At 43.3% G+C, this 22,677-nt stretch carries 25 protein-coding genes and 1 riboswitch; all 25 genes read right to left on the bottom strand.

Annotated features, from left to right (window positions below):
• Positions 1 to 23: 23 nt before the first annotated feature.
• Positions 24 to 836 carry a histidinol-phosphatase gene (locus tag JV16_RS09510; protein ID WP_042535528.1) on the bottom strand — a complete coding sequence of 271 codons (813 nt, stop codon included), beginning with the start codon at positions 834 to 836 and terminating at the stop codon, positions 24 to 26.
• A 201-nt stretch (positions 837 to 1,037) separates the two neighbouring features.
• The gene (locus tag JV16_RS09505; protein WP_042535526.1) at positions 1,038 to 1,751 is read right to left on the bottom strand and encodes a hypothetical protein; all 714 of its coding nucleotides are present in this window, start codon (positions 1,749 to 1,751) and stop codon (positions 1,038 to 1,040) included.
• Positions 1,744 to 2,214: an ECF transporter S component gene (locus JV16_RS09500; protein WP_084220334.1), complete on the bottom strand. Its 471-nt coding sequence runs from the start codon at positions 2,212 to 2,214 to the stop codon at positions 1,744 to 1,746. Before JV16_RS09500 ends, JV16_RS09505 begins: the two co-directional genes overlap by 8 nt.
• Positions 2,214 to 2,798, bottom strand: coding sequence for a cob(I)yrinic acid a,c-diamide adenosyltransferase (locus tag JV16_RS09495; protein WP_021094536.1), 585 nt, complete (start codon positions 2,796 to 2,798; stop codon positions 2,214 to 2,216). The genes JV16_RS09500 and JV16_RS09495 overlap by 1 nt, the downstream gene beginning before the upstream one ends.
• 10 nt (positions 2,799 to 2,808) lie before the next feature.
• Positions 2,809 to 3,234 carry a bifunctional adenosylcobinamide kinase/adenosylcobinamide-phosphate guanylyltransferase gene (locus JV16_RS09490; RefSeq protein ID WP_042535521.1) on the bottom strand — a complete coding sequence of 142 codons (426 nt, stop codon included), beginning with the start codon at positions 3,232 to 3,234 and terminating at the stop codon, positions 2,809 to 2,811.
• Positions 3,186 to 3,782, bottom strand: a complete 597-nt coding sequence (locus JV16_RS09485; protein ID WP_042535519.1) for a histidine phosphatase family protein — start codon at positions 3,780 to 3,782, stop codon at positions 3,186 to 3,188. Before JV16_RS09485 ends, JV16_RS09490 begins: the two co-directional genes overlap by 49 nt.
• Positions 3,740 to 4,489 (bottom strand): adenosylcobinamide-GDP ribazoletransferase, encoded by a 750-nt coding sequence (locus tag JV16_RS09480; protein ID WP_042535517.1) that lies wholly within the window; start codon positions 4,487 to 4,489, stop codon positions 3,740 to 3,742. Before JV16_RS09480 ends, JV16_RS09485 begins: the two co-directional genes overlap by 43 nt.
• Positions 4,468 to 5,019, bottom strand: a complete 552-nt coding sequence (locus JV16_RS09475) for a bifunctional adenosylcobinamide kinase/adenosylcobinamide-phosphate guanylyltransferase (RefSeq protein ID WP_042535515.1) — start codon at positions 5,017 to 5,019, stop codon at positions 4,468 to 4,470. Before JV16_RS09475 ends, JV16_RS09480 begins: the two co-directional genes overlap by 22 nt.
• The gene (gene cobD, locus JV16_RS09470) at positions 5,016 to 6,065 is read right to left on the bottom strand and encodes a threonine-phosphate decarboxylase CobD (protein WP_042535513.1); all 1,050 of its coding nucleotides are present in this window, start codon (positions 6,063 to 6,065) and stop codon (positions 5,016 to 5,018) included. The genes JV16_RS09475 and cobD overlap by 4 nt, the downstream gene beginning before the upstream one ends.
• On the bottom strand, positions 6,040 to 6,972 hold the full coding sequence (gene cbiB, locus JV16_RS09465; protein ID WP_042535511.1) for an adenosylcobinamide-phosphate synthase CbiB: 933 nt from the start codon (positions 6,970 to 6,972) through the stop codon (positions 6,040 to 6,042). Before cbiB ends, cobD begins: the two co-directional genes overlap by 26 nt.
• On the bottom strand, positions 6,969 to 8,420 hold the full coding sequence (locus JV16_RS09460) for an adenosylcobinamide amidohydrolase (protein WP_084220332.1): 1,452 nt from the start codon (positions 8,418 to 8,420) through the stop codon (positions 6,969 to 6,971). Before JV16_RS09460 ends, cbiB begins: the two co-directional genes overlap by 4 nt.
• Positions 8,417 to 9,463: a FecCD family ABC transporter permease gene (locus JV16_RS09455; RefSeq protein WP_042535507.1), complete on the bottom strand. Its 1,047-nt coding sequence runs from the start codon at positions 9,461 to 9,463 to the stop codon at positions 8,417 to 8,419. The genes JV16_RS09460 and JV16_RS09455 overlap by 4 nt, the downstream gene beginning before the upstream one ends.
• Positions 9,429 to 10,385: an ABC transporter substrate-binding protein gene (locus tag JV16_RS09450; RefSeq protein ID WP_042535583.1), complete on the bottom strand. Its 957-nt coding sequence runs from the start codon at positions 10,383 to 10,385 to the stop codon at positions 9,429 to 9,431. Before JV16_RS09450 ends, JV16_RS09455 begins: the two co-directional genes overlap by 35 nt.
• Before the next feature lie 119 nt (positions 10,386 to 10,504).
• Positions 10,505 to 10,696: riboswitch (cobalamin riboswitch) on the bottom strand.
• A 67-nt stretch (positions 10,697 to 10,763) separates the two neighbouring features.
• Complete coding sequence (locus JV16_RS09445) at positions 10,764 to 12,527, bottom strand: ATP-binding protein (protein WP_021094526.1); 1,764 nt, start codon at positions 12,525 to 12,527, stop codon at positions 10,764 to 10,766.
• A complete protein-coding gene (locus JV16_RS09440) occupies positions 12,524 to 13,240 on the bottom strand; it encodes a response regulator transcription factor (protein WP_021094525.1) in 717 nt (238 codons plus the stop codon). The genes JV16_RS09445 and JV16_RS09440 overlap by 4 nt, the downstream gene beginning before the upstream one ends.
• Positions 13,241 to 13,591: 351 nt before the next feature.
• The gene (gene ccsB, locus JV16_RS09435; protein ID WP_021094524.1) at positions 13,592 to 14,767 is read right to left on the bottom strand and encodes a c-type cytochrome biogenesis protein CcsB; all 1,176 of its coding nucleotides are present in this window, start codon (positions 14,765 to 14,767) and stop codon (positions 13,592 to 13,594) included.
• 12 nt (positions 14,768 to 14,779) lie between these two features.
• Entirely contained in the window at positions 14,780 to 16,396 is a 1,617-nt protein-coding gene (gene resB / locus JV16_RS09430; protein WP_042535505.1) for a cytochrome c biogenesis protein ResB, read from the bottom strand.
• 12 nt (positions 16,397 to 16,408) lie between these two features.
• Complete coding sequence (gene resA / locus JV16_RS09425; RefSeq protein ID WP_021094522.1) at positions 16,409 to 16,930, bottom strand: thiol-disulfide oxidoreductase ResA; 522 nt, start codon at positions 16,928 to 16,930, stop codon at positions 16,409 to 16,411.
• Between the two features lie 94 nt (positions 16,931 to 17,024).
• Positions 17,025 to 17,762, bottom strand: coding sequence for a 23S rRNA pseudouridine(2605) synthase RluB (rluB, locus tag JV16_RS09420; protein WP_042535503.1), 738 nt, complete (start codon positions 17,760 to 17,762; stop codon positions 17,025 to 17,027).
• Between the two features lie 523 nt (positions 17,763 to 18,285).
• Positions 18,286 to 18,819 (bottom strand): spore maturation protein, encoded by a 534-nt coding sequence (locus JV16_RS09410; protein ID WP_042535501.1) that lies wholly within the window; start codon positions 18,817 to 18,819, stop codon positions 18,286 to 18,288.
• Positions 18,819 to 19,412 carry a nucleoside recognition domain-containing protein gene (locus JV16_RS09405; RefSeq protein ID WP_042535499.1) on the bottom strand — a complete coding sequence of 198 codons (594 nt, stop codon included), beginning with the start codon at positions 19,410 to 19,412 and terminating at the stop codon, positions 18,819 to 18,821. Before JV16_RS09405 ends, JV16_RS09410 begins: the two co-directional genes overlap by 1 nt.
• Positions 19,405 to 20,517: a D-alanyl-D-alanine carboxypeptidase family protein gene (locus tag JV16_RS09400; RefSeq protein WP_042535497.1), complete on the bottom strand. Its 1,113-nt coding sequence runs from the start codon at positions 20,515 to 20,517 to the stop codon at positions 19,405 to 19,407. Before JV16_RS09400 ends, JV16_RS09405 begins: the two co-directional genes overlap by 8 nt.
• Before the next feature lie 69 nt (positions 20,518 to 20,586).
• Positions 20,587 to 21,363, bottom strand: coding sequence for a superoxide dismutase (locus JV16_RS09395; protein WP_042535582.1), 777 nt, complete (start codon positions 21,361 to 21,363; stop codon positions 20,587 to 20,589).
• A gap of 58 nt (positions 21,364 to 21,421) precedes the next feature.
• Positions 21,422 to 21,910, bottom strand: a complete 489-nt coding sequence (locus JV16_RS09390; protein ID WP_021094515.1) for a YpuI family protein — start codon at positions 21,908 to 21,910, stop codon at positions 21,422 to 21,424.
• Positions 21,911 to 21,923: 13 nt separating this feature from the next.
• Positions 21,924 to 22,343, bottom strand: coding sequence for a hypothetical protein (locus tag JV16_RS09385; protein WP_035063082.1), 420 nt, complete (start codon positions 22,341 to 22,343; stop codon positions 21,924 to 21,926).
• Positions 22,344 to 22,677 lie beyond the last annotated feature (334 nt).

The raw sequence follows: 22,677 nt of genomic DNA, 5'->3' as shown, positions 1-22,677 counted from the left end.
TCAGCCTCGTGGCTGAACCTTTTTTATCCAAGCGGAACGGCTTTTCGTTGTCCTTTCGAAAACGTCATAATTTCCGTGTAACCGACTGTTTTTGCGAGAGCGATCGCTCGATCATAATCCGCTCCGACATCTTGAGGAACGTGCGCATCAGACGATAACACAATCGGAATGCCTTTGTCATAGCACATTTGCAGTAGACGAGGATCAGGGTATAGCTCTCCGACTGGTTTACGCAATCCTGCGGTACTAATTTCTACGCACGTTTTCGAGTTTGCTAATGCTGTCGTTGCCCGATCGTACTGTTCAAGCAAAAATTCCTCATTTTCTGGCACGTATTTAAAAATTTTTACTAAATCTAAATGACCGATGATATCGAATAAGTTCGATTCAGCTAACGTCACGACTTGATCGAAATATTTTCGGTATGTATCATATAGATCCCGACGATCCCATTCTTTTCGAAACTCAGCTAAATCAATGCCGAAGTCATCCACCCAATGAATCGAGCCGATGACATAGTCAAAATCATAAGCGCGAATAAATTGCGCCATTTCTTCATGTTTACCTGGCGTGTAGTCCATTTCAATCGACATTTTCACATCAATTCCAGCATTCCACGCTTCGTGAAATAAACGAACATAATCAGCCATATCATAATAACGGCGCTCTTCAATCCACGCATTCGATAAAATGTTTTTCGTTTGATAAAAGTGATACGCATGTTCGGAAATACCAAAATGTTCAATGCCTTTTCGCGCGGCTTCGTCCGTAAATTTCTTCAAATAGTCGAGCGTCAACGTCCCGCGCTCTAAATGATTATGGTAATCTGTTAACATTGTTCTCTCCCCCTCTCTCGTATTGTTTTACATTATATAGCACATCTCTCTCTTTTTCTAGTTATTTAAACCAACAAGAAACAATAAATGAATGCACGCGGCCATACCAACAACAACGAGCACTCGTTTCATCATATCTTCCATCGTCTATTCCCTCCCGTTTGCTATAACCATATATGTTGTATGCAAAAATACGAACGGTTAGAACGATAGAAGGTTACATTTTACAATGGGATAAAAAAGTGGTCCAGCGAGCGATTGCAAGAAATGTTGTTGTGCCCGATCATAGCTAATAAGCACACACGTAGCTGGACCAGCAGAAGCATATAGCGGAAGGGAACAACGAAGTGGTCGTTCCCCATGCAGAAGCTTCCACTCATGCCATATTCCTTTTGAGCCAACTGGAATGATTTCATATACACTATCTAACTGCAACAACGTGCGAAATAACGAAAGCGGAATGATCCGATCTTTTTTTTGTATAACCGCCTCACCAACGAGCGGCTCGCCAATGACCGCCCAACATGCATCATTTGGCGTAACATTTATCCTTTTTTCTGTTTTGCGCACCGTGCCGACAGCTACAAAACCGACAGCTGATTGCATGAGCGGCATATTTGATTCGCTACTTCCTGTTATAGGGAGCGACAACTGCAATTCTTCCATCGTTTGTTGAACGCCTGCGACAAGTGCATGCCATGCATGGTCGTTCACAAAATTTTGTAAAACAAAAGCTTTTGGTGTGGCCCCTATACTCATCAATTCCATCCATGCTACTCGCGCGCCGTAGTACGCAACAACATCGTATGGTACATTTACAACATCATCTTGTTTTAAGCCAATGCCACCCGAACAATCTGTCGCCAAAACGAGTTCGTTTTCTTCATCAAGCGGCACACATAATACGTCACGCATGCCGTTCCCCCCATACTCGTTGCAACGTTTTGGAAACGACAACAGCAATCGCTACATTGACTCCCGTAGCTAGTGCAAGAGAAGGGATGATGGAAAGTACAAATGCTGGGCTTATGATCCATACAAAAGGCAACGGTGCAATTAGTGCATTACCGATAAAAAAACATACATAACTAGAAATGAACCATCCTCTTCTCATCAACAAGCCGACAACGTATAAAAGAGCTGCCATTTCCACCGCCACAAGTATATGAAAAGGCCCAAGCGGAAATCCGCCAAATAGGGCCGATACAATATGCCCAACACTTGCAACGACCGCCGCAGCTGTTGGACCGAGCAAAAGCGCAGCAACAACCGCCGGTGCACTATCTAATGCAATGCTTCCAATTGTAAATGGAATTTTTATAAGTGAACCGATGACAGATAAACTAATAAACATAATGAGCAACGTGAAACGCCTCATCATGATTCACCCTTTTTTTCATTTTTATCACGAAACACGATGGCGCTTCGCTCATATTCTACGTCTTTTACGTGTAAACGAGCGTTAACAACGCGTGCAATCGCAAATAAATAGTCTGATAAACGATTCATATATTGTAAGACGACTTCATTCGTTTGTTGTTGCTTCATCAGCGCAACGACACAACGTTCTGCTCTTCGCGTCACGGTACGTGCCATATGCAAAGCTGCTGCTTGTGGTGAACCTCCCGGCAAAATAAACCGTTCAAGCGGCGGCGCTTGTTGAATATATGCATCGATGCGTTCTTCTAAAAACGTCACCATTTCCGCTTTTACTTTGTATGGTATTTTTTCACCGACAATAGCTAAATCACCGCCACAATCAAACAGTTCATGTTGAATGCGTTGCAATTCTTCATAAATGTCGCGAAATTTCTCATCCTGTAATAACGTCATTGCCCAACCGATGACAGAATTCGCTTCATCAATCGTTCCGTACGCTTCAACACGTACATCGTTTTTATCGACTCGCCCTCCAACTAAACTCGTTTGCCCTTTATCGCCTGTTTTTGTATATAATTTCATGTTCTCCCTCCTATTTGATTCGTTCATTGATTCCACACCATACGTAATCGACACGGTTGCATATGCTCGCTAACTGTTGATACGTCCAGCCAACGATATCTCTCCATGCTCGTTCATGCGCATCGATCGGCACGATACCTTGCCCAATATCGCAACCGATCCAAACGACCGTCCGTTCTCCCGCTTGTTCCCATCGCTTCCACGCACACATATACGATCGGATCGCTTCTTTTTCATCGTCCGTATAAGGAGAAAAATATTCGCGAATCCAATGTTCTATTCCTTCAAGCACAACAACAGATGCAGTTTCTTCATATGGAAGCGGAAACATATTTTCATATGCACAATACCAACTGTATGATGTATGCGCGAATGAATAATGGGCATTTACCCATTTTCGCTTCCCTTGAAATGCACCGCCGCTAACGAAATGCATCGCATTCTCTCCTTCCATCGTTCCTTCGTATTATAAAGCGTCACTCCTTCGCCAAACGGAACGTGCCATTCCCAAAACGGACGGATGTCCGGTGCGTACTTCGATAATATATAACGAATCACACCGCCGTGCGTCACAACGACAACATGTGAAACGGATCGATGAATCGCATCGCTAACGGCTTGTTCAATACGAGCTTCAAACTGAGCAAACGTCTCACCGTTTGGAGGAGCATAGCGAAACGGATCGTCTAACCAACGACGATACGCCTTGACCGTTTGCAATTGTTCATACGTTTTTCCTTCAAAATCACCAAAATTTAGTTCTCGCCAACGATAAGAACATTCAATGACGTGATTCGGAAACAACAAATGCGCCGTTTGGCGACAACGAAGCAAATCGCTTGTCATGACGATTTCTGCCTTCAGCTCATGCGACACATTTTTCGGCTGAATTACTGGCACATTCGTCCAACCGATATATTGTTTCGCTTCATTTTCTTTCGTTACAAAATGGCGAACGTATGTAATAGCCAAATGACGAGCCATAAAAACGTTTCGCCTCCTTCAACAAACGCCCCAAGCACATCGCCTGTAATTCCACCAAATTGCTTCACAGCAAATGCACGCGCGACAACATAAAACAACATAAGCGCCAAAAACAATATGATCGTTTCACGCGATAACAAAACAATGAATGCGTACACCATAACGAAAGGTACATAGCGGTGATCGACATGTTGACGAAATGCGGCTGCCATCCCTGTCTGTTTCGCAAGCGGCGTCGTCAATAAAAGCAACGTCATGCCAAGACGTGAAAGTAACGGAATGCAAAAAAGAGAAAACAACGACACGTGCGCAACGGTCTCAAATAGAAAAACGAAACGGAAGCCAAGTAAAAATAAAATGGAGAGCACCGCAAACGCCCCGACGCGCGAATCGCTCATAATATCAAGACGACGCTGTCGATCGCGATATGAAAAATACGCATCGCTGCAATCCATCCATCCGTCAGCATGCAAACCTCCGGAAAGAAAAATAGAAAAAAACATGAGCAAAAATGATAAGACGAGCACAGACACATGATGAAACATGAACATGTACAAAACAACGAGAAACGATCCAATTATCGCACCGACGAACGGAAACGACAGAACAGCTGCGCGTGCTGTTCGTTCATTCCAGTCCACTTGTATACGGAGCGGAAGCACAGTTAAAAATTGCGCAGCCAACATTACGCCACGCCACATGGCCATCTTCCTTTCTTTACAATCGGCAATCCGTAACGCATCAAAATCGCCACATCGCTTAATGTGACAAGATGTTGATGTAATAAACCGAGACCGTGCATATACATATACGTTCCTCGTTCATTAGGTACACCATCATAAAACACTTCATTACTTACAATGATTAGTCCTTTAGCTTTGTTACCTAACTGTTTCATTTGTTGAACGATGCGCGGTACTTTTCCATGTACATCCCATATATGATCGCGAAACAACTCATTTGCCCATAAATTTGTTAAGCAATCAAGCAGCACGATATCACGTTTGGAAAACATAGAAATGATGCGATCGAGATCATACGGCTGTTCCCACGTTTGCCACCGATCACGTTTTCGTTGTTGTTGATGATGAGCAATGCGCGCCTCCATTTCTTCATCTGTGCGCATCGCTGTCGCAATATAATGAAGTGAATGTGTTGCTTCCGCCATTGTTTTTGCCCATTGTTCTGCAAATGAAGACTTTCCGCTACGCACCCCACCGCTAATAAATACGATCATTTATTCCACCTCTTTAAATAATGAAGGAGGCGATCGTTCTCTTCTTTCGTTCGAATCGCCAAACGGATATATTTTCCGTCCAGTCCTTGAAAATTAAACGTATGGCGAACGACGATACCTTGTTGCAACAAAAAAGGAAAAAGCGTCATCGTCTCATCATGCAACATATAAAAATTGACAACAGACGGTGAATAGCGATAACCCATCTCAGTAAGCTGTGAAAATATTCGTTTTCGCTCTGAAGCGATGTATGTTTTTGTTCGTTCGACAAATGCCTCATCGTTCAATAATTGTTTTCCGATTTGTTGAGCGATCGTGTTCACGCTCCATGGCGGTTGCTTTTCCGTTAACTTTTTTACGACATGCTCATGCGCTAACACATAACCGAGCCGTACACCTGCCAATCGGTACATTTTCGTTAATGACCGTAGCACAATTAAACGATCAAATGTGTGTAAAAAAGAAGAAACGGAATAACCATCGAGCCAAAAATCGTAAAACGCTTCGTCGACAATAACATATACCCCTTCATCATGTGCTGCTTTTAATAAAGCATACATCGTTTCTTTTGGCCATATCGTGCCTGTTGGATTGTTTGGATGACAAACGAATAGCGCGTGTAAAGACGGCAAGCGTTCTATCATTTGTTCGATCGGTAGTTGCCAATGTTCATCTAACATAAACGAGTGAACGGTACAACCGTAAGCTTCACATGCGCGACGATATTCTGTAAACGTCGGCTCAATGATGCCAATATGTTGACCGGCAAATTGTTCAGCAAGTAAATAAATGCATTGGGCAGCACCATTTCCGACAAATACATGGCTGCGCGCGACACGCTCTCGTTCAGCAATCATCGTTTGAAGCGATTCACTTCGCTCCTCTGGATATTCGCTCATCCAACGTAACCACTGTTGTTCTGTTAGTATATATTCGTACTGCATTGGATTGACATTGACGCTAAAATCAATATATGAGCTCGGCATATTTATTTGCATCGCTTCATATAAACGATGTGGATTAGCCCCATGTGCAGGCAAGCGCAAGCAAACTCCCTCCTATCGTAAAAGCAACGGTCGTGCGTATCATGATTGCCACCGCTCGTTTAATGTGCCGAGCAGCAAGCGGAACAGACGCATCTCCAATCGTTGGTCGGACGGATACGACACTGTAATATGTGTTTACTCCTCCGAGTTGAACATGTAACAACGCAGCCATCGCCGCTTCGCACCATCCGCTATTTGGACTTGGGTGATTGCGGGCATCGCGAAATAATAGTTTCCATGCTCGTTTATTTGCACGATGAACAAACAGCATAACGAACGCTGTTAGTCTAGCAGGAATGTAATTAAGTACATCATCAAATCGAGCCGATGCCCAACCAAATTGAGCATATCGCTCGTTTTTATAGCCGAGCATCGAATCGCACGTATTTACAGCGCGATACAACATCGCTAACGCTCCCCCGCCAATAAAAGCATAAAAAAGAGGGGCGGTTACTCCGTCACTCGTATTTTCGGCTACTGTTTCCACACATGCACGTACGATCCCTTCTTGTTGTAACGTTTTTGTATCACGCCCGACAATCATTCCCACCTTTTTTCGGGCTTCATCAATATCCCCTCTTTCTAACGGATCGAGGACATCGTACGCTGCGTTCGCTAAACTGGTTGGCGCAATCGAAGTAAAAATGATCATTGCTTCAATGAATATGCCGAATATAAATGAAAGTCGGTAGGCGCTAACAATCAGTCCGTAACTTATGATCAACGTCACCGTACAAACGACAAACAGCGTGAATATTCCTTTTCCTTTTCTCCATCTTCCTTTGTTCAAATGACGATCCATGAACGCAATCATTTGCCCAATCCAACAAACAGGATGAAATCGACGAGGATCAGCAAATATGCGATCGAGCAAAAGCGCAAGCCACACCGCCCATATGTGCGTCATCGACTTTCACCCTTTCGCTTTCGGTAGCGATCAATGGCTGTTTGCGTCGCTTCATATACAAGACGAGCGATTTGTTTGCCGATCGATGTAATCGTTCCAGCGTATTCATAATACGTTCCTTGTTGAGACGCAGCGATGACCGTCGAATCTGTCGATGTTCCTGTCGCAATGGTGTGGGTTTGGGGATCGATGACTTGTTTATCGTACAGCGCCTTTGCTTTTGCTTCTGTTGCGGTCATTAACGCTTGCACAAACGCAGCTTCTGATAAGTGTGCATCAATAAAAATAAACGTATTAATCGTGCCCGGAGAAGCGACTACATCTGTACGACGCCACGCCTGTGCACTATCAACCGCATTTCCAACCCCTGCCGTTACGGCAACGAAAAGGCGAACATCTTCATAAACAGACGCAAACGCGACATCATTTACACAAACAGCAGTCATCATCCCAACGGTCCACTGCTCATCAAAACCGTGTTGCCGCAAAAATTGAATCATCTCTTCCTTTGCATCATCACAACGATAATCAAGCGGAACATGCCGATTGACAAACGTTGTTGCCCAGCGCGTTCCACCGCCAACGAGCGCAGAGGAAAGCACTTTAAACGGCTTTACCGTTTCAATGACGATCATCGTTTCATTTTGCTTGACATGCCATAGCACATCATTCATAGGCTGCTCTAAAAACGGAACGAACGTCACAAGCGGTTTTGGCAACACCGGATGCTCATATCGTTTCATGTTTGTTTCGAATACGGATGCAATCATCGATTCATTTAACAACTCTTTCGGTGTACCGCATGCAACGGCTTCTCCATCTCGCAAAAAAAGAAGGCGATCACAGTAGAGCGATGCAATGTTTATATCGTGAAAAATAGCAACGATCGTCAGCTTCGATTGCTTTAACAAATTAAGCAATTTAAATTGTTGCGCCACATCCATATGGTTCGTCGGTTCATCTAGGAGCAATACGCGCGGTTGTTGTGCCAGCGCTCGAGCAAGTGCGGCACGCTGACGTTCTCCACCGCTTAACTGCTCTAACAAAGCATGTTGTTTATGCGCCAATGTCACCGCATGGAGTGAGTCGCTAACAACTTGCTCATCTTCCTTTGTCCATTTCGGAAAAAGAGTTGATTGATAAGGATAGCGACCGAGCTCAACCATTTCTTTCACTGTATATCCAAACGAAACATCTGTATGTTGCGGCAACGTAGCGATCAATTTTGCATATTGTTTCGGCTTATATGTTTCAATATGTTGACCACAAACAAAAATGTCCCCTTGCTGTAAAGCAAGTTCGCGGCTTAACAGTTTTATTAACGTCGTTTTTCCTGACCCGTTCGGACCTAAAATACCGAAAAACTCTCCTTCATATACTGTAAATGAAACATGTCGTAATACTTGTTTTTCACCATATCGATACGAAACATCCTTTACATCAATCATGTTGATCCCGTCTTCCGTCTTAAACTTTTAAACAACAATATCGCGAATAAAGGGGCGCCGATGAGGGCGGTAATGACCCCGATCGGCAACTCTCGCGGTGAAACGATCGTTCGCGCGACGACATCCGCCAATACTAAAAACGTTCCGCCGTATAAAAAGGAGAGCGGCAACAATTTTCGATGGTTCGCCCCGCAAATGAGACGAGTCATATGGGGAATAACGAGCCCGACGAATCCGATCGTTCCCGATACAGCTACCGCCGCTCCTGTAAGCAAGGAAGCGCTAAGTAAAATCGCGAGCTTTTTTTGTAACAAATGTACGCCAATATTGGCAGCGACCCGCTCACCGAATGAAAAGGCGTTTAACTCGCGAATATGTGCAAATAAACCGAGAGAACCGATGATAAAAAACGGAACAAATAAAGACACGTACGACCAGCCGCGCATCGCGACGCTCCCCATGAGCCAGCTAATAACTTGACGCAACTCTTCGCCGCTAAAAGCGACCATAAGCGAAATGAGCGAGCCGAAAAACGCATTCATGATAATGCCGATTAAAACAATCGTCTCCATCGCCATATTTCGTTCCGCAAGCCGTGCAAATAATAAAACAAACAATAATGTCACGAGCGCAAATATAATGCTGACGATCGGGAGCGTAAAACGCCCGAGAATCGAAAACTGAAGCTGAAAGAAAAAGACGAGCACTGCGCCAACGGCTGCCCCAGACGACACCCCGATTGTATACGGATCAGCAAGAACGTTTTTCAAAAGCGCTTGAAACGCTACCCCTGCCAGTGCTAAAGATGCCCCGATCAGAAAGGCGAGTATGACTCTCGGCAAACGAATCGCAACAATAATTTGCGAAACGGTGGCAGGAACATTTGTCGGCGTATGAAACAACTGATGTAATACCGTCTCCCATATAGAAGAAAAGGGAATCGATTGTGATCCAATCGATACCCCTAACAACAAAGCAAACGTTGCAATAAGCGATGCGCTCATGTAATTATTTAAAAATGTCTGGATAAACGACTTTGGCAATTTCTTCGACCCCTTCAGCTAAACGTGGTCCCGGACGAGAAACTAAATCAGAATTGACATCGTATACTCGTTTATTTTTAATTGCAGGGACATCTTTCCAAGCTGGGCGAGCGAGCACTTGCTCGACAGCGTTCGGTGTGTAATAACCGTATGTCGTAATAATGACATCTGGATTTAGCGCCACTGCATCTTCTTCTGTAAACATCGGCCATCCTTCTTGATCGCCTGCTGCATTTTTCGCATGAATGGTCGTTAACATTTCATCCATAAATGTTCCTTTTCCAGCGGTATAAATTTCAGGTGCAGGAGAAACTTCCACCCAAACGGTTGCTTCTTCCTTTACTTCTTTTGCTTTTTCAGCAATGGCATCAATTTTTTGCTTCATTTGCTGCACAACATCGGCTGCCTCTTTCTCTTTCCCTGTCGCTTTCCCGATCAGTTCAATCGACGCATATACATCATTGAACGATGTGGCGTTTGGCACTACAATAACTGTAATGCCTGCATCTTTTAATTGCTTTAATCCTTCCTCAGAATTGTGAGCGCTTGATGCATGCGCAAGCACAACGTCTGGTTGAAGTGAAATAATTTTTTCAACATTAAACTCCATACCACCAATTTTTTCTTTGTTTTTCACATCTTCTGGATAGTTATCAAAATCGCTTACACCGACAATTTTGTCACCAAGCCCTAACGCGTATGCAATTTCTGTATTGCTCGGAATGAGCGAAACAATTTTTGTCGGTTCTTTTTCAATCGTGACATCGCCAACCGCATCCTTTACCGTAACCGGAAATGCAGCCTCCTCTGTTTTCGCCTCTTGCTTCGTTTCTTTTGCTGGCTCCGCGTTATTGCTGCACGCTGCTAATCCGAGCGTCAATACGAGCGCAAGAAGCCACACATATTGTTTCCATTTCTTCATCGTTTTTCCCCCTTTTATGTATATCAAATAAAAAAGCTCATCCCAAATGGAATGAGCTGGAAACAACAAAAGACAGTAACTTCCCCTTGTCGTTTCGCCGTCTCACTCCCCGAAGACGCGAATGACGGTGCAAAAAGGCAGGTCTACTGACTTATGCGTCATCCTACTTTGAAGCCTTCCCGTACAAATTGTACAGTGGCGATTTTCATTTCGTCAGCATTTACAGTTGCGGGGACAGTTCTGGACTTGCACCAGATTCCCTATTAAGTCTACTAGGTTGCCCGTTCGACACCTTTTTGCAACGAATGTATGTAATTGTCGAACAATTTCTACGTTTCTATCATAGCGAAAAATATCGCTGATGACAATAAAAAATTTCTATTTCAATGGCAATGTAAACGTAAACGTCGTTCCTTCTCCTAGTTTGCTATGGACAGCAATCGTTCCTTTATGCGCTTCAACGATGTTTTTCGCAATCGCAAGACCTAAACCTGTACCTGAGCGACCGCGCGTGCGCGCTTTATCCGCTTTATAAAAACGCTCAAACACAAACGGCAAATCTTCTTCTGCGATACCTGAGCCAGAATCTTGCACAGAGATGCGCACGACTTCTTCCCCCGTATCGACAATGACACGTACTTCGCCACCGTTATCTGTATGACGAAGCGCATTATCAATTAAATTCGTCAACACTTGTTCAATGCGGTCGGGATCGAACGAAACGATGAGCTCATCGTTCATTTCAACAAGCAAACGAACTCCTTTTTCTTTCGCTAACGCTTGAAACTTATGGATGATGCGCTCGATATACGGTCTAAGCGGCACTTGTTCTTCATGGAGCGTTAAATGCCCTGCTTCCATGCGCGCTAAATCAAGCAAATCGTTCACAAGGCGACCCATGCGCAACGATTCGTCATAAATGACTTTTGCCAATTCTTTTTTCTCTTCATCTGTCGCGGCAATATCATCGACAATCGCTTCGCTATACCCTTGCAACATCGCAATCGGTGTGCGCAACTCATGCGAGACGTTTGCGATAAAGTCTTTGCGCAACTTATCAAGCCGTCGTTCCTCCGTCATATCGCGAAGCACCGCAACGGCTCCTCGAATGACCTTGCCGTTGTATAACGGCGTCATAACAATGACCCAATTGCGACCTTGTAAAGCCATTTCTATCGCTTGTTCTTTTTCCTCCACTACCGCTTTCGTAAACAATTCATTCACTTCGGGAGGAAGTGGCAATAAATTATCGCTTTGCCCTTGCTCGTAATACCACGCTTGTAAAAATCGGTCAGCTGGTGGATTTGTAATGAGCACTTCACCGTTTCGATTAAATGTAATGACACCATCGGCCATGCTACTTAAAATGCTTGCTAACTGCTCCTTTTCTTGATTTAACGCATTAATATGAAACTGCAACTGCCGTCCCATTTGATTAAAAGCCATCGCCAGTTCTCCGATTTCATCATGAGTGACGATCGGCACTTTTGAATCAAATTTTCCACGCGCAATTTCGAATGCTACTTGCCTCATTTTTCGAAGCGGCGCTGTAATGCGTGTAGATAAGAAAAAGGCGAACACGGTCGTTAACACAATGGCGATAAACGCCGCAAGAAAAATAAATTTTGTCGTCTGTCTTGTCGTTTCTTCGACCGCTTTTAACGACTGGTATACAAATACCGCGCCATTTCCATCCGATGTATGAAGCGGAACACCGACAATAAATAGTTCATTATATTCGTCGTTTCGCATCGTTTGATTTGGCATAAGCGTCCGTTTCACTACTTTTTCGCCATCAAATACGCGCCCTAACTGTTGATCTTGCTGAATGAACGATAGTGGCAAATCAGGAAGTTTTTCATTTGGTGAATACCAATAATGACGATCATCGATAATGATCATTAACTTTGACACATCATCCACCATCGTCCACGCAATCGAGCGCGCAAACGGCTCGTCATGTTCCGCGACGACCCGAGCCACTTTTGTCGCTTGTTGGGTAAGCTGATCACTTGTTTTTTCCAAATAATATTTTTCAAAAAAACCGAGCAATAAGACGGTTAAGATAAAAAGGACGAAAGCAACAAGCAACAAAATCGTCAGCCATAGTTTGCCGACTACACTACGCCATAACGCCATCATTCATTCACGACCTCAAATTTATACCCGACACCCCAAACGGTGACGATCATTCTCGCTGCAGCTGGCGACACTTTATTTAGTTTTTCACGCAATCGCTTGACGTGTGTATCCACTGTGCGCAAGTCACCGAAAAATTCGTAATGCCATACTTCTTTTAGCAACTGTTCACGGTCAAACACTTTATCTGGCGATTTCGCTAAAAAGTGAAGCAACTCATATTCTTTCGGAGTTAAACTGACTTCATGTCCGTCCGCGGTCACACGATGTGCATCATGATCAATTGTTAAATGTGGGAAAACAAGCACATCCCGTGCTGTCGTATCCGTCGGTACGTAGGAAGCGTTGGCTGTGCGACGAAGCAATGCTTTCACACGAAGCACGACTTCACGCGGGCTGAACGGTTTTACAATATAATCGTCTGTTCCTGCTTCAAACCCTTGCACGCGGTTCGCTTCCTCTCCTTTTGCTGTCAACATAATGACAGGCGTTGCTTTTTTCTCACGCAACTGTTTACATACTTCAATCCCATCTTTTCCTGGTAACATGAGATCAAGCAAAATTAAATCATAATCATTTTCAAGTGCTAACGCTAGCGCTTCTTCGCCGTTTTCCGCCTCATCAATGACATATTGTTCACGTTCTAAATACATGCGAAGCAAGCGGCGAATTCGTTCTTCATCATCCACAACTAAAATTTTAATTTCCTTCTCCATGATGTCATACCTCCTCCTTTTCTATTGTACAAAACCGCCAAACTTTTTTCTACTTCTCATAAAGAAAAGCGTAAAGCGCCCCCATTTCGCCTAAAGGCAGCCCGCGTCCTGCGGGCAACGGCGAAATGTCGCCATCCTTGGCTCCGCGAAGAGCGCACAAGCCCCACCGAGGAGAGCTCGCACCAAGCGATCGCTTGGTTCTGCGTGGGTAACATCATTGAAGTATTTCAGTGTGTCGCCGCCGCAGTGTGGGGCGGAGCGACTCGAGCCGATGGCGCTTGGAGCTAGACATCAACTCAAAATTTTATACTTTCTTATCTTTAAAAAAACGCCTTCGCAATGAAGGCGTTTTTAAGATCCAGCATATGAGTGTAAGCCAGCAATGACTAAGTTTACCGCCACTAAGTTAAACATAATGATCGCAAAACCAATAACCGCAAGCCATGCGGAACGTTCACCATGCCATCCTTTCGATAGTCGCAAATGTAAAAAGGCAGCATAAAACAACCACGTAATGAGCGCCCATACTTCTTTCGGATCCCAACCCCAAAAGCGCGTCCATGCAATTTGTGCCCAAATCATCGCAAAAATAAGCGCACCGAGCGTAAATACTGGAAAGCCGATCGCTACGGAACGATAGCCAATTTCATCAACTAAATCTAAATTGACGTTTTTTACAAGCGGTTGTAACGCGGCTGCGATACGTTTCCGTAAAAGCAGGCGAAGCAAGCCATATAACGCAAGGCCAGAAAACAAAGACCAAATGACCGTATTTAATTTCCGCGCGTTAATGATTGCTGGCATGTCCACAAGCGGCTTCATGCGTTCTTCCGTTTTTAGCACTCCTTCATGCGGACCAACAAGCGCAGGCATATGGTATACCATTTCATCTTGCTTGCCATTTTTATCGATCCACTCAAACGTTGCTTCATAACCAGCAACGCGAAACGATGTTGTGACGATGACAAAACCAAGCGTACTAATTAAGAAAAATAATACGAACTCAAGCCAAAACGTTCGCTTACTCGGTTTCGATTGATCGACAACGCGAATTAAATAAATAAGTCCCGCGGCAAAACTAATCGCTAAAATCGCTTCTCCAGCTGCTGCTGTAATGACATGAATATGCAACCAGTGACTTTGTAAAGCTGGAATGAGCGGTGAAATCTCCCGCGGAAACATGCTCGCATAAGCGATAACTAAAATGGCAATCGGTAAAGTAAATAAGCCGAGCAAACTCGTTTTGTAAATAAAATAAATGACGATAAACGCCCCGACAATCATCATGCCGAAAAACGTTGTAAACTCAAACAAATTGCTGACAGGTGCATGCCCAGCGGCAATCCAGCGCGTAATAAAATAACCGAGTTGAGCAATAAATCCAACGATCGTCACAAAAATCCCAATCGTTGCCCAACGGTCCACTCCTTCTTTCTTTTTGACTCGAATCGCGCCACCAAAGAAAAGCGTTGCAACTAAATAAAGAACAAATGCCACATATAGTAACGTGCTACTTAGCTGAACCACGATGTTCCCCCCTTATGACCGCTTGTCCGCTTGATCGATTGGCATGACAAACGGCGTATCTTTAAATATGCCTTCAAGCTCTTTTTTCAGTCCAAACCAGTTTTTATTCGTATGTGCGGCAACGAGCACTTCGTCGTTCATCCGTCGAATCCATACGCGACGATGGTTCCAATACATCCCTTGAATAAGGCCGATCATAAAAATCGCGCCACCAACGCCTAAAATCCAAAGTGTAAAATCACGACGAACCGTTAATGCCGATACGTTTCGTGTTTCAATATTCGCAAATGCCATCTTATATTTGTTATTACCAAGCGGTTCAATTGTTTGACGAATGGCCGTGAAGCTCACTTCGCCTTTCGGACGATCTGGTGCAAACATTTTAAATACGAACGCTGGATTGTTCGGTACTTTCGAGCGCGTATTCGGATTGCCGTTTTCATCAAAATAAAAATCTGGAAAATAGCTTAATAGTTGTACTTTATATCCGTTACCAAGATCATATTCTTTTTCTGGTTGAATTAAATCAACTGTAATTGTGCCAAACGATTTGTTCGTTTCCTTATCGGTGAAATGAAACGACATACTTTTTAACTCATCTAGCTTAAAATCAACTTGGTATAATGCGTAATGATCATGTTTTAACGGTTCATTAACCCGAATTGAAAAACTTTTTATTTTTTTTAATTTCGGCTCTTCGCCCGCAACGACTGGACCAACACGTTCGTATAATACGACGTCGGTTTGATAGTTTTTCGCCATCATTCCGCTACCGACGCGATCAATCGCTGCTTGAAACGCTTCTTTCTCCTTTTCTTTCTCATAGACTTCAAAAATAAACTTTTTATTTTCTAAAAAATATTTTCCGTTCGTTCCCGGAATTTCTTTTATTTCTCCTTCACGAATCCACATACTTTCGTCGACATACATGCCCGGAACGAAACGAAGCATCGCACCGATTAAAAAAATGATAAGCCCAATATGATTCACATACGGTCCCCAACGAGAAAATCGCCCTTTTTCAGCTAAAATATTTCCGTTTTCTTCTCGAACGCGATAGCCACGCTTTGTTAGCTTGTCGACGACGTTTCGAAATGCCGTTTCATCATGTTTTACTTTCGCGCGACTAAATAGACGTTGTCTTTGTAAAAATTGCTCGTTGCGCGTCACTCGTTGATTGTTTAACGCACGATATAGCGGTACAACACGATCTAAACTACAAATGACGAGCGATACGCCAATGAGTGCAATAAGCAACATGTACCACCAAGAACTATACAAGTCATGAAAGCCAAGCGCATAGTACCATTTTCCAAGCAAACCGTACTGCTGCTCATAATATTCCGCTGGTGATACGGTTGGCGGAATGTACATTTGTTGCGGATAAATCGTACCGATCGCGGAAGCAACTAGCGTAATGACAATGAGCCAAACCCCAACTTTGACAGATGAAAAAAAGTTCCAAATTTTATCAATGATCGTTTTATTGTACGTTTGTGAACGGCGCGCGCTCCCTTCATAGCGCATATCTAACAACGCTGGCACTTCTTCGAGCGGCTTACCACACGCTTCGCAAAGCACTGTTCCGATCGGGTTGACATGCCCGCATTCACATTTTACTTGTTCCATGTTGAAAACCCCTTACGGCTTAATTCGTTCCATATATTTTTTTACATCTTCTTCTGTCATCGTTCCTGTAATGATGTCTACAATTTTTCCGTCTTTGTCGATTAAAAATGTCGTTGGCAGCGGGTTAATATCGTACGCATTCATCACTTGATCTTGTTGATCAATGACAACTGGGAACGTAAGCTGAAAGCGATCAACGAATGTTTGTACCGTCACTTTCGCTTCCCCAACGTTAACAGCAATCACTTCTACCCCTTCATTTTTATATACGTTGTATTGACTATTGATGTGTGGCATCTCTTTTTCACACGGTTTACACCACGTTCCCCAAAAGTTTAAAAAGACACCTTTGCCACGGTAATCGGATAGTTGAATTTTGTTGCCATTTAAATCAGTAAGTACGAAATCTGGTGCTGAATCTCCCACTTGAATCGCTTTTTTCTCGACAAAAACGTTCGAATAAATCGTATAGCCGATCGCTGCAAGCATGATGGCTAAAATGACTGTTCGAAGCCAAAATCGCTTTTCTTTCATCGCCAACTCTCCTAATAAACCGTTTTCATCAACCTCATTATACAAGTTACCACTATATAAATAATGAAAATTATTTGAACAAACTGTGACAAAATTATGATACATACGGCGAACCAGCTAATGCAAGGGCACGCAATTGCTTCACTTCATGTGGTGACAATTCGCGGTAATCTCCAGGATTTAAGCCTTTTAAATCTAAAAAGGCGTAACGTTCCCGCTTTAACTTTAAAACAGGGTGACCAATCGCTTCAAACATGCGGCGCACTTGACGATTGCGTCCTTCATGAATGCGAAGCTCAACAATCGCCGTCTGTTTTCGCTTATCAATTGATAATACTTTTGCTTTCGCTGGCGCTGTTACACCGTCTTCTAACATGACACCTTTTTCAAGTTGTTTCATTTTTTCGCGCACTGGAATACCTTTTACTTTTGCGATGTACACTTTTTCAATTTCGTAGCGTGGATGCATTAATATATTCGCAAACTCCCCGTCATTTGTTAACAACAACAACCCTGACGTATCGTAATCTAACCGCCCGATCGGATAAATGCGCTTGTTTACATGCTTGAAAAAGTCGGTCACTACTTTTCTTCCCTTTTCGTCTTTTACGCTAGAAATAACACCGCGCGGCTTGTACAACAAATAATATACCGGCTCTTCGCGCTCAAGCGGAATGCCATCTACTTCAATGCGATCTTGTGGACTAACTTTCACTCCAAGCTCTGTGACAACTTTTCCATTTACTTTCACTTTTCCTTCGACGATCAATTGCTCTGCCTTTCTTCGCGATGCTACACCTGCATGAGCAATGACTTTTTGTAATCGTTCCATTTCATTCACCTCACTATATAGTTTTACCACATTCGGTACAGGAGTTCAAAAATAAGAAAGGAGAAAATCGCACAGAACGCGACTTTCTCCTAGCCTCTCTTGTATGAGGGAAAAGAAAGAATAATAAAAGAGAGAAACAACAACCAAACGATCTTCACTTGAAAAAACACATATACAATCAAAAGTAAAACAAGACCAAACAAATAGAAAACAATTATTTTCCTTTTCATTGATCCAGCCATTTTATTTGCGATCATGTAATATAGCCATGAAATAAATAGATGAAACACATATAAAATCAAAAACATAGCTGTAAAAACAACAATATTTGACGGACTACTCAATTCGTTGGAAAAAAGAGAATGTTCAATCATCAGAAGCAAAAAGCTATATACAAAACTTAAAAGAAGAGATAAAACTGTGATATTTAGGACAAATTTCCTTTTCACTTTATTTCCTCACCTTTTAAAGTGATACAATACTTATTATAAAGTTTTCCACCTATATTTACAACATTTCCTCTTTATTCCCCGAACATCCATAGTACGATAAAAAACGATACAACAAAGCTAATGAGGTCCGCAAGCAAGCCGACTTTCAGCGCATCGCCCATTTTGCGAATGCCGACCGCACCGAAGTAGACGGTAAGTACATATAACGTCGTTTCTGTGCTTCCTTGGATCGTAGAAGCTAACCGACCGATAAATGAATCGGGTCCATATGTGGCGATTAAGTCGGTCACGATGCCAAGCGATGCCGTTCCTGAAATTGGACGAATGAGCGCAAGCGGCACGACTTCGGGCGGCAATCCGAGCGGGACGATGAACGGCTTCATATACGAAATAAAAAAATCAAGTGCACCGGAAGCGCGAAAAACGGAGACAGCTACAAGCATGCCTACTAAATATGGAATAAGGGAAAAAGCAATTTGAATTCCCTCTTTTCCCCCTTCGACAAACGCTTCATACGTTGGAACGCGCTTGTACGTCCCGTGCAGTAAAATACAAGCGATGACCATTGGAATAAGCCAAAGCGACAAAAATTGAATGACGTACATTACATTCCTCCTTTTTTACGCCTCCGTATGTAAAATGCGCGGTCGATCATGATCGCTGATATCGTGGCAATGAGTGAGGCAACAAACGTTGTGCCAATAATTTCTCCTGGTGAAGCAGAGTGGTATGTCATCCGAATCGATATGACGGTTGCAGGAATGAGCGTAACGCTTGCGGTATTTAAAGCGACAAACGTAATCATCGAGCGGCTCGGTTCGTCTTTTTGACCGTTTAGTTTGTTCAATTGCTCCATTGCTTTAATGCCGAGCGGCGTCGCCGCATTCCCAAGACCGAACATGTTTGCGACCATATTTGATAATATATACCCAAGAGCCGGATGGTCGGACGGCACTTCCGGGAAAATTTTTTTCGCTATTGGACGGAACAAATGAGCAAAAAAAGAAAGCAATCCAGATTGCTCGGCGATTTTCATTAAACCGAGCCAAAAAACGAGCACGCTAATTAAACCAATGCTAATCGTTACCGCTTCTTTCGCCCCTTGAAACATCGCCTCGTTCACGTCTTTCATCGTCCCGTTTATTCCCGCAAACACAAGCCCAATAAGCAAAAGCGCCATCCAAATGAGATTAACCATCGCGCCCCACCCCTAACAACCAGTCAAAAAAAGAACGTGTTTTCTTTTGTTGCTTATAAAAAATAGGTGTTTCATCGACTTTTTCGTTGCCGATATATAGTTCCGCTTTCCCGACAATCGATGGCACGCCTATCTCTTTCCATCGTTCTTGTGGGCGAAGTAATTTTCGCTTTAAATGAATGAGTGCTTCTTCTTTTTTTGTGACCGGATATATAAAATCGCGTACAACAAATAGATGTTTGTCATAAAACGGATCTCCAATCTGTTCTACAATCTCGTCCGCTTTTACCGTCACAAGTTCATAGTGCGCAAAGCCGTGTTCATACATGGCCATATGATCGTTCCAATCATCGCCTGCGTCAATCGTCACCGCAATGAGATCAAGCCCATCTTTTGATGCCGTTGTCACTAATGTACGTTTCGCTCGCTTCGTATATCCTGTTTTCCCCCCGGTACAATATTTATACAAATGCGTTAATAGCTTATTTTTATTGCGCCAAACGCGGTCCCAATCTTCCGTTGGATTTGGTGCTCGGTACAATTTCGTTCCCGATACTTCGCGAAATTGCTCATTTTGCATCGCATATCGCATAAGTAACGCCATATCGTACGCAGTCGAATAATGATTTTCTGCATCATCTAACCCGTGTGGATTCGCAAATTCTGTATTTGTCATGCCGATTTCTGCTGCTTTTTTGTTCATTAAAAAAACGAAGCCTTCGACGCTACCGCCAACATGCTCAGCGATCGCCACCGCTGCATCGTTTCCAGAACGAAGCATAAGCCCATATACTAAATGTTTGAGCGCAATTTTTTCGCCCGGCTTTAAATAAATCGAAGATCCTTCTGTCCGAACCGCCCGTTCACTTACCGTCACAAGCTCTTCCCATTTTCCTGATTCAATCGCTAAAATGGCCGTCATAATTTTTGTAATGCTCGCAATACGTCGTTTTGTATGCGCATCTTTTTCAAATAACACGCGCCCTGTCGTCTGTTCCATTAAAATCGCGCTTTTCGCACTCACCGACATCGCCTTCGCTTCATTCGGAAAAAGCGAACAAAAAAAACAAAGCACGATCATCCATACAAACCATTGCCGTCGCATACACCCTCATCCCTTTGTCCGTTTTGTACAAGTGTATGCGCTAGTCAACGATGTATGACAAAAAGACCGCTACATGACGCGGCCTTTTGCTTTTATGAATCGCTGTTGCACATCGTCCCAATTGACGACGTTCCACCATTGTTGAACGTACGTTGCGCGATCGTTTTTATATTGCAAATAATACGCATGCTCCCACACATCTAACACAAGGAGCGGAACGGTCGTCCATTGCGTCCCGTTTTGATGTTTTTCCGCCTGTAAAATGTCTAGCCGTTCAGCAAACGGTGACCAAACAAGAAGCGCCCATCCGCTTCCTTCCACTTGCTTCGCCGCTTCGGTAAAATGTCGTTGAAACGCTTCAAAGCTCCCAAAATCGCGCACAATTTGTTGAAGCAGCGCCCCCGTTGGACGTCCGCCTCCACGCGGTTTCATATTGTTCCAAAAAATTGTGTGCAAATAATGTCCCGAACCATGAAACGCAGCTTCCCTCTCCCAATGTTTTAATAACGCATAGTCATTTTTTTCACGCGCTTGTTGCATCATTTTTTCGGCGCGATTCAAACCGTCCACATAGCTTTGATGATGTTTTTCATGATGCAATCGCATAATCTCTTCAGCAATATACGGTTCCAATGCATTGTACGCATAAGGCAGCTGAGGTAGCGTATGTCCTCCAATCGGTACGCGTTTACGTTGTATTTGTTCATATATGTTTGTCACTTGCTCATGAATGCGCACGACATCTCCACGCTCTAGCTCCACGTTTAGACGTTCCACCGTTTCTGCATCAACATATGGCTTTACTCTCTCAAGCCACGCTTGCACGCTATGAATATATTGTTGCATATACACACCTCCTCCGGCATCATATGCAACAAAAAAAGAAGCTGACACACGCAGCTTCCTATTGCGATTGGATCATTTTTGTTCGGTAGTCTGTTTCATAAAATTCGAGTTCTTCTCGCATCGTTTGAAAATCAGCTTCAATCGCATGAAGCAATTGTTGTAACGATGGAGGAGCAGGTTGTCTCAATTTAATCGAATGTCTTCCTGTATACGCTGAGCGGCTATCTTCATACCATAAATCGCGCTTTGGGGTAAAAAATTCTGCCACACATGAATGATAAATTTTATATAATGCTTGTTCGGCGGCTGCTTTCCGAAACGGCTCTTCTTGAAGCACAATGCGGCACGCATCGACACCTTCTTCACCATATACAGCTAAACGGCGCAAGTCCGCAAGCACTCCTTCATAATAACGACGGTCGCCTGCGCATTCTTCTTGCATTTGTTCAATCGTCGTTTCATTTAAATAGCGAGCAATTTGTTCTACAATGCGGCTTAACAACTGCTCCACTTGCTTCGTTTGGTTAAGAACAACAGTATTCCCCATATGCAAGCCTCCTTTACGGTTGCGAAATAAATAAAAGCGGTGATTTAACCGTATACGATTGTTTTTTGGCAAGCGCCTCAAATACTTCTGGTAATTTCGCTAAATCGATGGATGAAAAGTAACGTCGAAGCTCTTCTTCCTCACTAATATATACACGTTTTCGTGCCCGAAGTGATGGATCGACGAGCAAACAGACGAGCGCAACAATGTCTTTAAAATATACGTCTTTCCCACCCGCTTGAAATACAGGATCTTGTTCATACGGTGTCCATTGTGAAAAACGCTCATCGAAATAACGAACATATAGTACGTGCAATGTACGTTCTACTCCATCATCGTCAACAAACGTCACTTCCGAACGATTGAAAAAATCTTCTGACGTATTCGGCTGTGCTTTTTGTAATTCATATCCATGACACGAAATAATTTTCACAAACGATGCACCCCTTTTTCAACAACAAAGCTATAACCTGAATCCGTGATGAATTGAAATCGACTTTGATTTTGTTGTAATTTTGATGGATTGATAATCCATAAAACCCTTTTTATGCTTATGACCTATGTCATCTCTATTTCCGAAAATGGAACAAATCTCTTTTTTAGGTATACGAACCAAAAAAATAGACAAAAAAGCCCAGGGAGTGACGTTGGACATCAGTGCTCGAACATTCGTTCGTTATCTTGCCTCTCTCCATTTCTGATAGACGTTCAGTAGGGGCTCGCTATAGCCACTCCTTCGCGTCAGTTTCATCCAGATCTGTCGTGAT

The sequence above is a fragment of the Anoxybacillus ayderensis genome (genome assembly GCF_000833605.1).
Lineage (GTDB): Bacteria > Bacillota > Bacilli > Bacillales > Anoxybacillaceae > Anoxybacillus > Anoxybacillus ayderensis.
This window is presented reverse-complemented; position numbering and strand designations above follow the sequence as displayed.